14 protein-coding genes are annotated in these 15,249 nt (G+C 72.4%); 8 read left to right on the top strand and 6 right to left on the bottom strand.

Annotated elements, in window-relative coordinates; genetic code table 11:
- Positions 1-21: 21 nt before the first annotated feature.
- The 3 genes from NS184_RS12155 to NS184_RS12165 all read right to left on the bottom strand — a co-directional run bounded on the left by NS184_RS12155 (position 22) and on the right by NS184_RS12165 (position 3,824).
- Entirely contained in the window at positions 22-1,038 is a 1,017-nt protein-coding gene (locus NS184_RS12155) for an acyltransferase family protein (RefSeq protein ID WP_193750458.1), read from the bottom strand.
- 196 nt (positions 1,039-1,234) lie between these two features.
- Positions 1,235-2,563: a bifunctional o-acetylhomoserine/o-acetylserine sulfhydrylase gene (locus tag NS184_RS12160; RefSeq protein WP_058726377.1), complete on the bottom strand. Its 1,329-nt coding sequence runs from the start codon at positions 2,561-2,563 to the stop codon at positions 1,235-1,237.
- Positions 2,564-2,741: 178 nt separating this feature from the next.
- Positions 2,742-3,824 (bottom strand): acyltransferase family protein, encoded by a 1,083-nt coding sequence (locus NS184_RS12165; protein ID WP_058726378.1) that lies wholly within the window; start codon positions 3,822-3,824, stop codon positions 2,742-2,744.
- A gap of 92 nt (positions 3,825-3,916) precedes the next feature.
- Here NS184_RS12165 and NS184_RS12170 point away from each other — a divergent pair, with 92 nt between their 5' ends.
- From NS184_RS12170 to NS184_RS12190, 5 genes are all read left to right on the top strand, one after another.
- A complete protein-coding gene (locus NS184_RS12170) occupies positions 3,917-4,693 on the top strand; it encodes an SDR family oxidoreductase (RefSeq protein WP_058726379.1) in 777 nt (258 codons plus the stop codon).
- 178 nt (positions 4,694-4,871) lie between these two features.
- Positions 4,872-5,405, top strand: coding sequence for a phosphoribosyltransferase (locus NS184_RS12175; RefSeq protein WP_193750459.1), 534 nt, complete (start codon positions 4,872-4,874; stop codon positions 5,403-5,405).
- Positions 5,402-6,121: a Type 1 glutamine amidotransferase-like domain-containing protein gene (locus NS184_RS12180; protein WP_058726380.1), complete on the top strand. Its 720-nt coding sequence runs from the start codon at positions 5,402-5,404 to the stop codon at positions 6,119-6,121. The genes NS184_RS12175 and NS184_RS12180 overlap by 4 nt, the downstream gene beginning before the upstream one ends.
- Before the next feature lie 5 nt (positions 6,122-6,126).
- Positions 6,127-6,807: a uracil-DNA glycosylase gene (locus NS184_RS12185; RefSeq protein ID WP_058726381.1), complete on the top strand. Its 681-nt coding sequence runs from the start codon at positions 6,127-6,129 to the stop codon at positions 6,805-6,807.
- A gap of 61 nt (positions 6,808-6,868) precedes the next feature.
- Complete coding sequence (locus NS184_RS12190) at positions 6,869-7,483, top strand: GNAT family N-acetyltransferase (protein WP_058726382.1); 615 nt, start codon at positions 6,869-6,871, stop codon at positions 7,481-7,483.
- 348 nt (positions 7,484-7,831) lie between these two features.
- On the opposite strand, the gene NS184_RS12195 is transcribed toward NS184_RS12190, so the two are convergent.
- A complete protein-coding gene (locus NS184_RS12195) occupies positions 7,832-8,536 on the bottom strand; it encodes a FadR/GntR family transcriptional regulator (protein WP_058726383.1) in 705 nt (234 codons plus the stop codon).
- Between the two features lie 226 nt (positions 8,537-8,762).
- Between NS184_RS12195 and NS184_RS12200 the strand changes: the two genes are divergently transcribed.
- Both NS184_RS12200 and NS184_RS12205 read left to right on the top strand, forming a co-directional pair.
- Entirely contained in the window at positions 8,763-10,292 is a 1,530-nt protein-coding gene (locus tag NS184_RS12200) for a GntP family permease (protein ID WP_242863041.1), read from the top strand.
- Between the two features lie 101 nt (positions 10,293-10,393).
- Entirely contained in the window at positions 10,394-10,876 is a 483-nt protein-coding gene (locus tag NS184_RS12205; RefSeq protein ID WP_058726401.1) for a gluconokinase, read from the top strand.
- A gap of 93 nt (positions 10,877-10,969) precedes the next feature.
- Here NS184_RS12205 and NS184_RS12210 read toward each other — a convergent pair whose 3' ends face one another.
- Positions 10,970-12,961, bottom strand: coding sequence for a glycoside hydrolase family 43 protein (locus tag NS184_RS12210; protein WP_152998197.1), 1,992 nt, complete (start codon positions 12,959-12,961; stop codon positions 10,970-10,972).
- Between the two features lie 192 nt (positions 12,962-13,153).
- Here NS184_RS12210 and NS184_RS12215 point away from each other — a divergent pair, with 192 nt between their 5' ends.
- Positions 13,154-13,540, top strand: a complete 387-nt coding sequence (locus NS184_RS12215) for a YciI family protein (RefSeq protein WP_058726385.1) — start codon at positions 13,154-13,156, stop codon at positions 13,538-13,540.
- Positions 13,541-13,548: 8 nt separating this feature from the next.
- On the opposite strand, the gene NS184_RS12220 is transcribed toward NS184_RS12215, so the two are convergent.
- A complete protein-coding gene (locus tag NS184_RS12220) occupies positions 13,549-15,219 on the bottom strand; it encodes an ABC-F family ATP-binding cassette domain-containing protein (protein WP_058726386.1) in 1,671 nt (556 codons plus the stop codon).
- Positions 15,220-15,249: the final 30 nt, after the last annotated feature.

The raw sequence follows: 15,249 nt of genomic DNA on the forward strand, positions 1-15,249 counted from the left end.
GCGCGGGTCGCCGCCGCCGTGTTACGTCACGCCGGGCGCGTGGTCTGCTCGCCGACCCCGCGCCCGCGGCGCTGCAGACGGCCATTCGAACAGGGCCGCGACCAGGCGGCGGTGACGGACGCTCACGAGGGCGGCGGCGATCATCAACGCGGAGGTGCTCGCGGATGCGATCACGATCGGGGCCGGCCACGTCCGCTGCTGGTCGACCAGACCGATCAGCGCGAGGGAACCGAGCACGCTCACGAGGTGCGTCACGTAGGGCACGATCGCGTTCCGTCCGAGTCGTTCGAGCGCGTCGACCACGCTGGTGCGCCGTCCCGCGGACCGCCTCGCCGTCCGGGTCGCGGTCCGGGCCGACAGGACCAGCGTGACGACGGCGGTGGCGACGAGCGGTGCCCATGCGGCCTCGTACCGCACCGCGTGGCTCGTCGTGGCGACGAGCAGCACCGCCGTCGCGGTTCCACCGACGAGCCGTCCGAGGAGGGCTCGCCCCCGCGCGGGTCTCCAGCCTCGGATCGCCACGCCGAGGAGGAAGAAGCCGAGCAGGTACGTGAACCGGTCGGCCCGGTGCGTGTCGGGCACGAAGCTGCTCACCACGACGGACAGTGCCGCGACCGCGATGAGCGCGGTTCGTGGCACGCGGCGCAGGAACCAGGCCGTCACGGCGAAGACCGCGAGGAACTGCAGGAACCACAGGTACGTGGGAGCCGTCGTGGGGACCCGGACGATCGCATCCGGGACGAAGCTGCCGGTGGCCGCGAGGACGACCATCGACCACAGGAGGTAGGGCCAGACGAGGGTCTGGGCCCGGCGCACCGCGAAGCTCACGAACGGTCGGCGGAGTGCCCCGCCGAGGACCAGGCCCGAGATCGTCATCAAGAGCGGCATCCGGAGCGGCGCCAGCATCCCGTCGACGGCGTCGGTCCAGGCGTGCGACCACCCGTCTGCCGCGCTCAGGGCGGTGGCGTGGTGGAGCACGACGGCGATCGCGCAGCACCCGCGGACCACGTCGACCCAGCGTTCTCTCCGTGCAGGCATGCCCGCAGTCTGGGGTCCCGGACGGCGCCGGCAGCAGTTTCCCACATGTTGCATTCCGAGCGGCCGGTCGGCGCAGTGCCACCGGTGCAGGCGCGACGAGCGACGTCCCACGTGTCGATCGACACGTGGGACGTCGGGACGCGCGCGTTCCGTGGAAGGGGTGGTCCGGCGCGGGGGCGCGGGGGCGCGGCCGGCGTCAGGCGCGGAGGCGCTCCGACTCCGCCCGGGCCGCGGCGAGCCCGGCCTCGAGGTCGGCCCGCAGGTCCTCGACGTTCTCGATCCCGACCGACAGGCGCACCAGGCCCGGCGTGACCCCGGTCGTCAGCTGCTGCTCGGGCGTGAGCTGCGAGTGTGTGGTGGACGCCGGGTGGATCACGAGCGAGCGCACGTCGCCGATGTTCGCCAGGTGCGAGAACAGCCGCAGGTTGTCGACGAACGCCTTGCCCGCGTCCACGCCGCCCTTGAGCTCGAACGACAGCACCGCGCCGACGCCCTTCGGCGCGTACTTGTTCGCAGCGGCGTACCAGGGCGAGGTCGGCAGCCCGGCGTACGACACCGACGCGACGTCCGGGTGCCGGTCCAGCCACTCGGCGATCTCCTGCGCGTTCTGCACGTGCCGCTCGATCCGCAGGCTGAGCGTCTCGATGCCCTGCAGCAGCGCGAACGCCGTGTCGGGGGAGTTCGACGCCCCGAGGTCACGGAGCAGCTGCACCCGCGCCTTGATGATGTAGGCGAGCGGGTCGCCCACCGCCTGCGAGAACACCGCCCCGTGGTACGACGGGTCCGGGGTGCTGAACTCCGGGAACTTCTCGGCGTGGTCGGACCAGACGAACCGCCCGCCGTCGACGATCACGCCGCCGATCACGGTGCCGTGGCCACCGAGGAACTTCGTCGCCGAGTGCACGACGATGTCTGCCCCGTGCTCGAACGGACGGATGAGGTACGGCGTCGCGATCGTGTTGTCGACGATCAGCGGGACACCGGCCTCGTGCGCGATGTCGGACACCGTGGCGATGTCCAGGACGTTGATCTTCGGGTTGCCGACCGTCTCCGCGAAGAACAGCTTCGTGTTCGGACGGACGGCGCGACGCCACTCCTCGGGGTCGTCCTGGTCCTCCACGAAGGTGGTCTCGATGCCGAGCTTCGCGAGCGTGTACTTGAAGAGGTTGTACGTGCCGCCGTAGATCGACGACGAGGACACGATGTGGTCACCCGCACCCGCGATGTTGAGCACCGCGTACGTCTCGGCCGCCTGGCCGGAGGACACCAGGAGCGCCCCGGTCCCGCCCTCGAGCGCGGCGATGCGCTGCTCGACGACGTCGTTCGTCGGGTTCATGATGCGCGAGTAGATGTTGCCCGGCTGCGCGAGTGCGAACAGGTCGCGGGCGTGGTCCGAGTTCTCGAACACGTACGAGGTCGTCTTGTAGATCGGCGTCGCACGCGCCCCGGTCGTCGGGTCCGGCTGGGCGCCGGCGTGGACCTGGGTCGTCTCGAACCGCCAGGCGGCGGCGTCGTTCGTGCTCATCGGTGCTCCTGTCGGGTGCGGTTCTCGGGATGTGCGGCGCACCGGCCTGGAGGCCCTCCGGCAGCGCTGCGTCGCACGTCACGGTACGCAGGTGGGCGGGTCCGCACCAGCGCGCCCGCCACGCGACGTAACGGACGTGGCGCGGAGCGACCCGTGCCTCCCGGCCGACGCTGTGCGCCTAGCGCACCTCGTCCTTCCGGAACAGCCACCCGACCCTGGGTTCGAGCAGCCAGCGCATCGCGCTGCGCACGAACGGCTGCGCCAGGAAGAGGCTCACCGCGCAGGCGACCACGACCATGAGGAGCACGTACGGCCAGGCCGAGTGCTCCCCGGCGAGGACGCCGGACTCCCGGATCGGGTAGAGGACGAACGTGTGGAGCAGGTAGACGTACATCGTCGCCGCGCCGAACCGCGTGATCCAGACCGTCCGTCGGGGCACCAGGAGCAGGAACGACGCCGTCAGCACCGCGGCGAGCAGCATCAGGCCCAGCCGGACCGCGCCCGCCCACCAGGCGTCCTCACCGAGCCCGGAGTACGAGTCGTCGTAGAAGAACCAGTGGTGGAGGTCGAACTCCTTGAACTGCGGGATCCAGATCGCACACGACACCGCCCACGCCGCGAACACCGCCGCCGCGAGGATCCGCACGCGCACCACGCTCCGACGCGGTGCGTCGTACCAGCGGTCGAAGAGCCCCCACTGCTTCACCTGCCACCCGACGAGGAAGAACGGCAGGAGGCTGATCGCGCGGCTCAGCGACAGCGTCGAGTCCACGTTGTCGAAGTACCCCACTCCGATGCTGAACACCACCGCCCAGAACAGCGGCCACCGCAGCTGTGCGAGGTACGGCAGGATCAGCCGGAAGATCCCGAGGGCCAGCAGGAACCAGAGCGTCCACGTCGGCTGCGTCGGGTTGAACTGCTTGCCGCCCTCGACGATCGCCTGCACCACGGTCCAGATCGTCTGCATGATGATGTACGGCACCACGATGTCCGTGATCGTCCGCTTCATCCGGTCCGCCGTCGGGGTCGCCGCCGACGAGAAGTACCCGCTGATCACGCCGAACGCCGGCATGTGGAACGCGTAGATGAACGTGTAGAGCGCCAGTGCGTGCTCGCTGTCGCTCGTCTGCCGCTGGATCGCGTGCCCGATGACGACGAGCGTGACCGCGAGGAAGCGCGCGGTGTCCCACATCGGGATGCGCTGCTTCGCCCGCCCCGGCTCGAGGCCGGCAGGGGCTACCGGAGCCGCTTCTCTCGTCATGGCCCGCCACGCTACCGGCTGGCACGGCGTCGTGATCGGTACGGTGGTCTCCCACACCCGTCTCCCACACCCAGGCGTTCGGAGGAACACCCATGGCATCTCGTCGCGCAGTCGTCACCGGAGCCAGCTCGGGCATCGGCGCTGCGACCGTCCGGCTCCTCCGCTCCCGCGGGTGGGACGTGCTCGCCGTCGCCCGACGAGAGGCGAAGCTGCAGGCGCTCGCCGAGCAGACCGGAGCGACGTACCTCGTGGTGGACGTCACCGACCCGTCGGACGTGGCGGCGCTCGCCGCACGGGTCGCCGAGACCGGCGGGGTCGACGTGCTCGTGAACAACGCCGGCGGGGCCCTCGGCTCGGCGTCGGTCGAGGAGTCCGACGTCGAGGACTGGCGCGCGATGTTCGAGGTGAACGTCATCGGGACCAAGCAGGTGACCGCCGCACTGCTGCCGCTGCTCCGACGGACGGCGCTCGCCGCGGGGCACGCCGACATCGTCACGGTGACGTCGACGGCCGGGCACGTGGCGTACGAGAACGGCGGCGGGTACAACGCCGCGAAGTTCGCCGAGCACGCGCTGGTCGGAGCCCTCCGGCTCGAGCTCAACGGGGAGCCGATCCGGGTCGTCGAGATCGCCCCCGGACTGGTGAAGACCGACGAGTTCGCGCTGACCCGGTTCCGGGGTGACGCGGCGAAGGCGGCAGCGGTGTACAGCGACGTGCCGGAGCCCCTCGTGGCCGAGGACGTCGCGGAGGCCATCGTGCACGCGGTCGAACTGCCGGCGCACGTGAACCTCGACCTCGTGACCGTCCGGCCGGTGGCGCAGTCGGCGCAGCACAAGCTGGCACGGGGGCCGTTGACGCCGCGCGACTGACGCGGCGGACCGGGCGCGGCCGCTGCTGCCGCTGCTGTGCGTGCGCTGCTGCGCGCGCTTCCGCGCTGCTGGGCGTGCGCCGCCGCGCTGCTGTACGAGCGCTGCCGCGCGAGCGTGCACGCGCCCGGGTGCGGATCGCGGGTCGCGGGCGCGGGGTCCCTGCCGGTACCGTGGTCGGATGCCGATCAGCAGCGAATCCGAGCCGGTGGCCCAGGCTCCGTCGACCGTGACCGTCACGAGCGGGCCCGAGGTGCTCGGCTGGCTGGAGTTCGGCGACGCTGCGCGCCTGCTCGCCAAGGACGTGCTGTCGTCCGGGTTCGAGCCCGAGGTCGTCGTGGCGGTCGCCCGCGGCGGGCTGATCATCGCCGGTGCCGTGGCGTACGCGCTCGGCACCAAGGAGTGCGGCTCGATCAACGTCGAGTTCTACACCGACGTCGAGCAGCGCCTCGAGGAGCCCGTCATCCTCGCCCCTGCCCTCGACGCCCCGGCCCTCGCCGGCAAGAAGGTGCTCGTCGTGGACGACGTCTCCGACTCCGGCCGTACGCTGCGCCTCGTGGTCGACATCATCGCGAACGCCGGTGCCGAGGTCCGCAGTGCCTGCCTGTACTCGAAGCCCGGCACCGTCCTCGAGCCCGACCACGTCTGGCGACGGGTCGACGGCTGGATCACGTTCCCGTGGAGCGCCCTCGCCCCCGTGACGGCCGAGTCGTGAGCATCCACCTCGTCGGCGGGGGACTCCTCGCCGCGGCCGACGTCGCCGCCTCGTTCACCGCCGAGGCCACGGCGCGTGCAGCCGCCGTCGGCCGGACCGTCCCGCGCATCGCCGTCCTCTCGGTCGCGCGCACCGACGGGTCGTCCCTGTCGAGCACCGCGGACATCGCCGAGACCCTCGCGGGCGCGCGGCAGGCCGAGACGATCGTGACCGAGGTCGCGGCCGGTGCGGCCTTCGACACGACCGTCCTCAGCGACGTGGACGCCCTCGTCGTCGCCGGTGGCGTCACACCCGACTACCTGACCGCGGTCGCCCCGATCGTCGACCAGCTCCGCCTGCTCGTCAGCGACGGGTTGCCCTACCTCGGGTACTCGGCGGGGGCGATGATCGCCGCCGACCGCGCCCTCGTCGGCGGCTGGCGCATCGGCGGCGTCGAGATCTGCCCGGAGGAGGCCTCCGAGGGGCTCGACGAGGTCGAACTCCGCGAGGGGCTCGGCCTCGTCGACCTCACCGTCGACGTGCACGCGGTGCAGGCCGGCACGCTCGCCCGGCTCGTCGCCGCCGCCGAGGCCGAGTTCGTCACGGCCGGTCTCGCGATCGACGAGGACACCACCCTCGTCGTCGGTGAAGGCGCGCTCGAGGTCCGGGGGACCGGCAGCGTCTGGCGGGTGATCGCGGGCGACGAGTCCGTGTCCGTCGCCACCATGGGCGCGTAGCGGTCGTGGAGCCGAAGCCCCTCGCCGAACTCGTCGATCCCGGCTGGGCGGCTGCGCTCGCACCCGTCGAGGACGACGTCCACCGGATGGGTGACTGGCTCCGCGCCGAGGTCGCCGACGGACGCCCGTACCTCCCGGCCGGACCCGATGTGCTGCGCGCGTTCCGCGACCCGTTCGACGACGTCCGGGTGCTCGTGCTCGGGCAGGACCCCTACCCGACCCCCGGGCACCCGATCGGCCTGTCGTTCGCCGTCGACCCCGGGGTCCGGCCGGTGCCGCGCAGTCTGGCGAACATCTACGCCGAGCTGCGCGACGACCTCGGCGTCGAGCCCCCGGCGCACGGCGACCTCCGGGCGTGGTCGTCGCGCGGCGTCCTGCTGCTCAACCGGGTGCTCACGGTCCGCGCGGGCGACGCCGGGAGCCACCGGGGGAAGGGCTGGGAGGCCGTCACCGACCAGGCCGTCCGTGCACTCGTCGCCCGCGACCGACCGCTCGTCGCCGTGCTCTGGGGTGCCCAGGCCGCGACCGTGCGACCCCTGCTCGGGGACACGCCCGTCGTCGCGTCGGCGCACCCCTCGCCGCTGAGCGCCCGCCGCGGGTTCTTCGGCCGCCGTCCGTTCTCGCAGGTGAACGAGCTGCTCGTCGCCCAGGGCGCGGACCCGGTGGACTGGTCGCTGCCCGCCTGACCACACCGCGCGGGTCTCGAGCTGAGCGACAGGTCTCGTGCCTGCCCCGTAGGCTCGACCCGTGCTCGAGGAGGAATACCAGCGACGGCGGGTCCTGCCGCGACACCTGCGCGCCCCGGTCCCGCAGGAGGCCGCGTTCGCCTACACGATCCGCGCCGCCGAGCCGCGGGACCTCCCCGACGTCCGCGAGATCCACACGCACTACGTCCGGAACTCGTCCGTGACGTTCGACCCGTCGGCGTTCACGTTCGCGAAGTGGAAGCAGCGGTACGACGAGATCCGTCGGCGGGGGCTGCCGTTCCTCGTCGCCGAGAACCCCTCGGGCCAGGTGCTCGGCTACGCCCTCGTCGACCCGTGGAACCCCCGCGACCGCTCGAACCACGTGGTCGAGGACTCGATCTACCTCGGGGCGGCGGCGGGTGGCAAGGGCCTCGGTCGGGCGCTGATGGAGGCGCTGATCGAGGAGTGCCGTGCCGCGGGCGTCCGCGAGGTCGTCGCCGTCATCGCCGACCGTCAGGCCGAGGCGTCGATCCGCCTGCACGAGCGACTCGGCTTCGAGGAGGTCGGACGCATGGGGAAGGTCGGCTACAAGTACGACCGGTGGCTCGGCACGGTGACGATGCGCCTCCGGCTGCGCGGTCCGCGCCTGTTCGCCCGGGGGCGCGCCGCGCGCTGAGTGCGCGCTGGGCCGGTGCGGGGATGCGGCTCGGTCGCAGAACACGTCGCTCGTTGCCGGCGCGCGCGGCACGTCGTGCGACCGCGGCGCACTGCACGCGGCACGTCGTGCGACCGACGTGGGCGTGACCGGAGCGGGTGCGGCGATCCGGTGAGCGGTCGACGGACCGGAGGCACGTGACGGGCCGGCACCGAGCCTCCCGTCCGCCCCTGGGTCACCACGTGCAGACGCGACCCGCGCCGGTCGCAGAACGGGTCGCCTCGCGTCGCCGCTCGCGACAGGTCGTGCGACCGACGCACCCCACCGGCGGCACGTCGTGCGACCGACCCGCGCCCGCGCGCCTCGCGCTCAGCGCGCCCGCGCCTCCGCGATGAACTCGTCCCTCGTCACCCGCACCAGGTCCGCTGCGGCGGCCGACGCCCCCGTCGCGTCACCGCCGGCGATCGCCCGCGCGACCGCGTCGTGCCGCGCCGCGGCGTCCCGGGTCCACCGCGTGATCGTGTCGCGGGACTCCGAGGTGCGTGTCCGCAGCAGGGCCTCGACCGTTCCGGCGAAGTGCGTGAAGACGGCGTTGCCGGACGCGGCGAGGAGTGCCCGGTGGAACCGGACGTCCGCTTCGAGGTAGGCGCGACTGTCCTCCCGGCCGCACGCCGCGATCATGTCCGAGGCCGCCGCCGCGACCGCCTCGACGGCCGGCGCGTCCGGGGCGGCTGCTGCGAGCGAGGCGGCGACCGGCTCGACGCCGAGGCGCAGCTCGAGGAGCTCACGCTGCTGCACGAAGTACGCGGGGGAGGCGCCGCGCCACCGGATGACCGTGGGCGCGAGCAGCTCCCACGAGCCGATCCCGAGCACCTGCGTGCCGATCCGCTGCCGGGGCTCCACGAGGCCGAGCGACTGGAGGACGCGCAGCGCCTCGCGGACGACCGACCGTGAGACGGCGAACTCGGCGGCCACGACCTCGGGGCGGACGACCGTCCCGGGCGCGAACACACCGTCGACGATCCGCTGCCCGAGGGTGTCGAGCACCTGGGCGTGCAGTCCGCGGGCCGTCATCGTTCCTCCGTGCAGTACGTGTCACGCGGGCGCCGTGACGTCCGGTCCATCGAAGCGGCAGACTGCGCCGGAGGGCGGGTGCCGCGCTGGAGATCATCGTATAGTCTGATTAATCAGATTATTCGGGTCGACGGCGCACCGTCGGGCCGGCGGGTCCGGAGGAACGCTCGGACCACCACACGAAGGCGACGGAGTCCCGCGGATGCGACTCCAGGAAGGGGCGCAGATGCCTCACGCGCTCACGGCGGCCACCGCCCACACGACCGTCCTCGCAGCAGAGGGGGGCGCAGCGCCGACGGTCGACCCGTCCGGGCCGGTCGCGCAGCTGATCGTCGCCGCACTGATCGGCATCGTCGTCATCATCGCGCTCATCACGTGGCTCAAGGTCCACCCGTTCATCGCGTTGACGATCGGCGCGCTCGGCGTCGGCATCGGCGCGGGACTCGCCCCGGACAAGGCGGTCACGAGCTTCGGCAACGGGTTCGGCGCGACGATGACGAGCGTCGGCATCCTCGTCGGCCTGGGCTCGATGTTCGGCAAGCTCCTCGTCGACTCCGGTGCGGCCGACCGCGTGGTGGACACCCTCGTCCGCCGCTCGTCGAAGGCCGCGCTGCCGTGGACGATGGCGCTCATCGGCGCGCTGATCGGGCTCCCGATGTTCTTCGAGGTCGGCCTGGTGCTCCTCATCCCGATCATCGTGCTCGTGGCGAAGCGCAGCGAGGTGCCGATCATGAAGATCGCGGTGCCCGCCCTGGTCGGCCTGTCGACCATGCACGCCTTCGTGCCGCCGCACCCCGGTCCGCTCGTCGCGATCTCCACGGTCGGCGCGAACCTCGGGACCACCCTCGCGTTCGGCATCGTGCTCGCGATCCCGGTCATCGTGCTCGCCGGCCCGGTCTTCGCGCGCTTCGCCGCGCGCTGGGTCGACATCCCGGCGCCCGACATGTTCGGCTCGCGCGGATCGGCCGGCGGACACGACGACCCCGCCTCGGCCGGACGGGAGGCACGGCGCGGCCCCGCCACGCAGGACACTGCTTCCCTGCCGAACGGCAAGAGCGACTTCACCCGCGTCATCAGTGAGCCGCGCAGCCCGTCGTTCACCACGGCCCTCGTCGGCATCCTGCTGCCGGTGGTGCTCATGCTCGCGCAGGCGATCCGCGAGGCCGTGGCGCCCGACGCCGCCGGGTCGTGGGTGAGCGTGCTCGACTTCCTCGGGACGCCGATGATCGCGATCGGCATCGCCGCCGTCTTCGCGATGGTCTTCTTCGCCATCGGTGGCGGCATGGACCGCGCGGCCGTGTCGAAGTCGCTCGAGAGTGCCCTCCCGCCGGTGGCCGGGGTCCTGCTCATCGTCGGCGCCGGTGGCGGGTTCAAGCAGGTCCTCATCGACACCGGGATCGGCGGGGTGATCGCCGACGCCGTGAAGGACTCCGGCATCTCCGTGCTGCTCGTCGCCTGGGTCGTGTCGGCGCTCGTCCGGGTCGCGACGGGTTCGGCGACGGTCGCCACCGTGACCGCCGCCGGCATCATGGCCCCGATCGCGAGCGACCTGTCGCAGCCGATGACCTCGCTGCTCGTGCTCGCGATCGGCGCCGGCTCGGTGTTCCTCTCGCACGTGAACGACGCCGGGTTCTGGCTCGTGAAGGGCTACCTCGGCACCACGGTGGGGCAGACGTTCAAGACCTGGACGGTGCTCGAGTGCCTCATCTCGGTCTTCGGGCTCGGCGGCGTGCTGCTGGCCGGGGTGTTCCTGTGACCGGGGACGGTCGGGCAGCGGACGCCCGCGTGCTGGACGCTCGCGTGCTGGACGCTCGCGTGCTGGACGCTCGCGTGCTGGACGCTCGCGTGCTCGTCGTCATGGGGGTGTCCGGCTCCGGCAAGTCCACGGTCGCCGCTGCCGTCGCCGAGCGGCTCGGATGGGACTTCGCCGAGGGGGACGCGATGCACCCGCGGTCGAACGTCGACAAGATGCAGGCCGGCACGCCGCTGACCGACGAGGACCGGTGGCCGTGGCTCGACGTCGTCGCGGCGTGGATCCGGGACCACCTCGACGCCGGCACGCCCGGTGTCGTGACGTGCTCGGCGCTGAAGCGGTCGTACCGGGACGTGCTCCGCGCGCCGGGGGTCGTGTTCGTGCACGTGGCCGGGGACAGGGCGCTCATCGCGGACCGGATGGCGGCGCGCTCGGGGCACTTCATGCCGACCTCGTTGCTCGCCTCGCAGCTCGCGACGCTCGAGCTGCCGGGGGCGGACGAGGCGCACGTCACCGTCGCCGCGGACCGCGCGCCGGAGGAGGAGGCCGACGAGGTGGTCGAGCGCCTCGGACTCGGCGTGCACTGAAGCGCTGCGCATCGCCGCGCTGTGCACTGCCGAGCGGACGCGCCCCCTCCGGATCAGGGAGGGGGCGCGTCCGTGTCCGGGTGCCCGTCCCGCTCAGGCCTTCGAGACCATGATCCAGCTCACCTGGATGCCGTACTTCGTCGCCGGGCTGATGCGGAGGTCGACGATGCCGTCCTTCCCGATCTCCGCGGTCGACGTGAGCGTCCGGTAGGTGCCGTCGATCGGCTGCTCCGACGCGACGGTCGCCCCGTTGACGCGCACGGCAGCCGCACGACCGGGAGCGCTGTTCGTCCACGGGTCCCAGAAGCCGACGTCCACGCGGTAGCGACCCTTCCCGAGGCCGCCGAGCGCGTACTCGAGGTCGGTGGCGTCCGCTTGCCAGCGCACGGTCGACGTGATCGTCCCACCGCTCGTGCCCGAGACGCCGCCGGTGGTGCCGAAGTACCCCCAGTGGTCGCCGGTCCGCGGGTCGGCGCCGAACCGCTGGTCGGCGACGCTGTTCAGCAGCCGGTCGCCGCGGCGCTGCAGGAACGCGAGGTCGGCCGTGTGGTCCGCGGTGCCCTGGCCGCCGGCATCGACGAAGTAGGAGAGGCGCTTCGGCAGCACCGTCACCGAGCGGGTGAACGTGCGACCGTCGTCGAGCGTCCCCGTGACGGTCTGCTCGCCGGCGGTCTCCAGCGCCGTCGTCGCCCAGGAGACGCGGTGGGTCTCCTGCCCACGCGTGCGGGTCGTGCCGCCCTCACGGACGCTGACGCGTCTCGGCAGCGCGCCGGTGTCGCCGAGCGTGATCTGCCCGGGCACCGTGGTGGTCACCGTCCACGGGGTGTACGGGTGCAGGTCCGCGAGCGTCCACGCACCGGTGTCGCACGAGAACGACATCGACCCGCCCTCTCCGAACGTCACGGGCAACCACACGCTCGGGGCGGTGCGCAGGTCCTCGGCGTTGTTCCAGCGGTCGCCGAGGTAGACGACGCGGCCGTCGCCGAGGTTCAGCAACGAGGTGCTCTGCGAGTTGCACGTCGTGTCCGCACCCGTGCCCGTCGCCGGGTTGCCGTGCGCGGTCCACGTGCCGAGGATGTCCGTCGCCGTGGCGTACGCCGCTGCGTTCGGTGCCCACCCCGTCGCTCCCGAGGTCACGAGGTAGTAGGTCCCGCCCACCTTCGTGATGGCCGGTGCCTCGCGCTGCCCGCCGATCCACGGCTGCGGACGGCGGAAGTCGACGCCCTCCACCGCCTTCGTCGGATCGGTGGAGAGGTTCGTGTAGTCCGCATCGAGCTTCGAGATGTAGAGCGTGAGGTTCTCCTCGCTCGCGTACACGATGTACGCCGTGCCGTCGTCGTCGACGAAGAGGTTCATGTCCCGCGCCATGCCGGGGGAGTCCGGCTGGTGGTTGGTCGGGTCGTCGGCCGGCACGCGGTCGAGGCGGTACGAGTCGATGTACCGGAACGGCCCCGTGGGCGAGTCGGACACGGCGACACCGGCCTGCGCCTTCGCGTACTGCGCGTCGGACGAGTCGGTCGGCCCGTCGGCGTGCACCCACATGACCCACTGGCCGGTCTCCACGTTGTGGATGACCTTCGGCCGCTCGAGGATCGCACCGGGGCGGGTGCTGCTCGGTGCGGTGACGCCGAGGTCGCGGTACACGGCGTCCCGGTGCGCCTGGTCGTAGCCGCCGTACAGCGCCGCGAAGTACGGGTCGTCGAAGTCCGAGCGGCTCGTCATCGTGCGGAGCGCGAGACCGTCGTCCTTCCAGTCGTACAGGTCACGCGACTCGTAGACGTGGACGCCCCGGGTGTCGCTGTACCCGTTGGTCCGGTCCTCGCCGTACCAGTAGTAGATCGTCTTCCCGTCGCCGTCCGTCGCCGTCACGACCTGGCCGCCGTGGCCCTGGATCGGTTGCCCCTGGTCGTCGAGCCACGGCTCGCCTGGCCGGAACGACGAGTCGGTCGTCCCGCCGCTCGCCGCGACCACCGGTGCGGCGGTCAGCCCGGTGAGGGCGAGTGCTGCGGCGACGGCCACGGCGACGATGCCGCGCCAGCGTCTGGTGGTGCCCGGAGTGCCGGGTCCGGTTGTGCGAATCTCCATCGATCCGCCCCCTTCTGGTCCTCGTTGCCCCCGATGGCAACGTCAACATCTTGCGGAGGACGACCGCTCTCCGCAAGCAGGCGGATCGTGTTGCCATCTGTTGCCACCGCGCCGGGCAGTCGCCGCTCCGGTCAGCGAGGATCCGGGGTCTGGGCCTTCCGTCCTGCGCCGCGGAGGAGTAGACCTCTGGCCATGCCGCACTTCGTCATCCTGATCCACGGGGGCTCGGGCGATCCGTCGCCGGCGGACCTCGCCGCCCACGACGTCCACGCGCAGGACCTGATCGGTTCCGGAGCGCTCGTCGCCGCGTTCGCGTTCGGGCCGACCGACGGGGCTGTCCGGATCGACGCTGGCGGGCCGGCGTCCCGAGCTCCGGGTGCGGCCGCGCTGGACGGGATCGGGGTGGTCGAGGCCGACGACATCGACGCCGCGGTCGCGATCGCCCGAGCGAACCCGGCGATCGTCCAGGGCGGCTTCGTCGAGGTGCGTCCGGTCCTCGGCTCGTGGGTGCGCGGCGGTGGCTCGGGTGGCCCGGATGCCTCAGACGGCTCGGCGCACGGGGTGCCGTCGACGTCCTGAGCCACGGGTCAGTGCTCGGACACGCGCCCGTCCTCGACGTGCCAGTGCCGGTCGAGCCGGACGGTGTCGAGCATCCGCCGGTCGTGCGTGACGAGGAGGAGCGTTCCGTCGTAGGACTCGAGCGCCTGCTCGAGCTGCTCGATGGCTGTGAGGTCGAGGTGGTTCGTCGGTTCGTCGAGCACGAGCACGTTCACGCCGCGAGCCTGCAGGAGAGCCAGTCCGGCACGCGTTCGCTCGCCCGGCGACAGGTCCGCGCAGGCTCGCCCGACGTGGTCAGCCTTGAGGCCGAACTTCGCCAGCAGGGTCCGGACGTCGGCGGTGGCGTACTCGGGGACGAGGGCCTCGAACGCCGCGTCCAGGGACTCGGTGCCGGAGAACGCCGCCCGTGCCTGGTCCACCTCGCCGATCGCCACGCTCGACCCGAGCGACGCCGATCCGGTGGTGGGCGCCTGCCGGCCGAGCAGCGCGCGCAGCAGCGTCGACTTGCCGGCGCCGTTCGGTCCGGTGATGCCGATGCGGTCCCCGCCGTCGACCTGCAACGACACCGGGCCGAGGGTGAAGCGACCCTGCGTGAAGGTCGCGTCGGCGAGCGTGGCGACGACCGCCGACGATCGTGGCGCCTGCCCGATGGTGAACTCGAGGCGCCACTCCTTGCGCGGCTCCTCGACCTCGTCGAGCCGGGCGATGCGCGACTCCATCTGACGGACCTTCTGGGCCTGCTTCTCACTCGACTCGCTCGCGGCGCGCCGTCGGATCTTGTCGTTGTCCGGGTTCTTGCGCATGGCGTTCCGGACGCCCTGACTCGACCACTCGCGCTGCGTGCGGGCACGGGCGACCAGGTCCGCCTTGGTCGCCGCGTACTCCTCGTAGGCGTCGCGCTTGTGCTGGCGTGCGATCTGGCGCTCCTCGAGGAAGGAGTCGTAGCCGCCGCCGAACAACCGGTTCGACGACTGCGCCAGGTCGAGCTCGAGCACCGCCGTCACCGAGCGGGCGAGGAACTCGCGGTCGTGACTCACCAGCACCGCCCCGCCCCGGAGCCCGTGCACGAACTGCTCCAGCCGCGCGAGGCCGTCGAGGTCGAGGTCGTTGGTCGGCTCGTCGAGCAGGACGACGTCGAAGCGCGAGAGCAACAGCGCCGCGAGGCCCACCCGCGCAGCCTGGCCGCCGGAGAGCGAGGTCATGAGCGAGTCCGGGCCGACGCCGATCGAGCCCGGTCCGTCACCGGTCCCGAGCCCGAGTTCGGCCAGGACGGCGGGGAGCCGGTCATCGAGGTCGGCGGCGCCCGATGCCAGCCACCGCTCGAGCGCGACGGAGTAGGCGTCCGCCTCGGCGTCGCCCGCGCCCGGGTCCCCGAGCGCGGCGGCCGCTGCGTCCATGGTCTCCGTCGCGGCGGTGCTGCCCGTCCGGCGCGCGACGTACGCGGCGACCGTCTCGCCCTCGACCCGCTCGTGCTCCTGCGGCAGCCAGCCGACGAAGGCGTCCGGGGGTGACGTCGACACCGTTCCCGCGAGGGGCTCGTCGACGCCGGCGAGCAGTCGGAGCAGGGTCGACTTGCCGGCGCCGTTCACGCCGACGACGCCGATCACGTCCCCCGGTGCGACCGTGAGGTCGACACCCTCGAACAGCGTGCGGGCGGCGTAGCCACCGGCGAGGTCCTTGGCGACGAGTGTGGCGGTCATCCGCCAATCGTCCCATCCCGCGCGCACCCG

The organism is Curtobacterium luteum (assembly GCF_001475545.1).
Taxonomy (GTDB): Bacteria; Actinomycetota; Actinomycetes; order Actinomycetales; family Microbacteriaceae; genus Curtobacterium; species Curtobacterium luteum_A.

What these genes read in the sequence shown, in the direction of transcription:
- NS184_RS12155 (WP_193750458.1), bottom strand. Translation starts at nt 1,038, where the DNA reads ATGCCTGCACGGAGAGAACGCTGGGTCGACGTGGTCCGCGGGTGCTGC.
- NS184_RS12160 (WP_058726377.1), bottom strand. Translation starts at nt 2,563, where the DNA reads ATGAGCACGAACGACGCCGCCGCCTGGCGGTTCGAGACGACCCAGGTC.
- NS184_RS12165 (WP_058726378.1), bottom strand. Translation starts at nt 3,824, where the DNA reads ATGACGAGAGAAGCGGCTCCGGTAGCCCCTGCCGGCCTCGAGCCGGGG.
- NS184_RS12170 (WP_058726379.1), top strand. Translation starts at nt 3,917, where the DNA reads ATGGCATCTCGTCGCGCAGTCGTCACCGGAGCCAGCTCGGGCATCGGC.
- NS184_RS12175 (WP_193750459.1), top strand. Translation starts at nt 4,872, where the DNA reads ATGCCGATCAGCAGCGAATCCGAGCCGGTGGCCCAGGCTCCGTCGACC.
- NS184_RS12195 (WP_058726383.1), bottom strand. Translation starts at nt 8,536, where the DNA reads ATGACGGCCCGCGGACTGCACGCCCAGGTGCTCGACACCCTCGGGCAG.
- NS184_RS12200 (WP_242863041.1), top strand. Translation starts at nt 8,763, where the DNA reads ATGCCTCACGCGCTCACGGCGGCCACCGCCCACACGACCGTCCTCGCA.
- NS184_RS12205 (WP_058726401.1), top strand. Translation starts at nt 10,394, where the DNA reads ATGGGGGTGTCCGGCTCCGGCAAGTCCACGGTCGCCGCTGCCGTCGCC.
- NS184_RS12210 (WP_152998197.1), bottom strand. Translation starts at nt 12,961, where the DNA reads ATGGAGATTCGCACAACCGGACCCGGCACTCCGGGCACCACCAGACGC.
- NS184_RS12215 (WP_058726385.1), top strand. Translation starts at nt 13,154, where the DNA reads ATGCCGCACTTCGTCATCCTGATCCACGGGGGCTCGGGCGATCCGTCG.
- NS184_RS12220 (WP_058726386.1), bottom strand. Translation starts at nt 15,219, where the DNA reads ATGACCGCCACACTCGTCGCCAAGGACCTCGCCGGTGGCTACGCCGCC.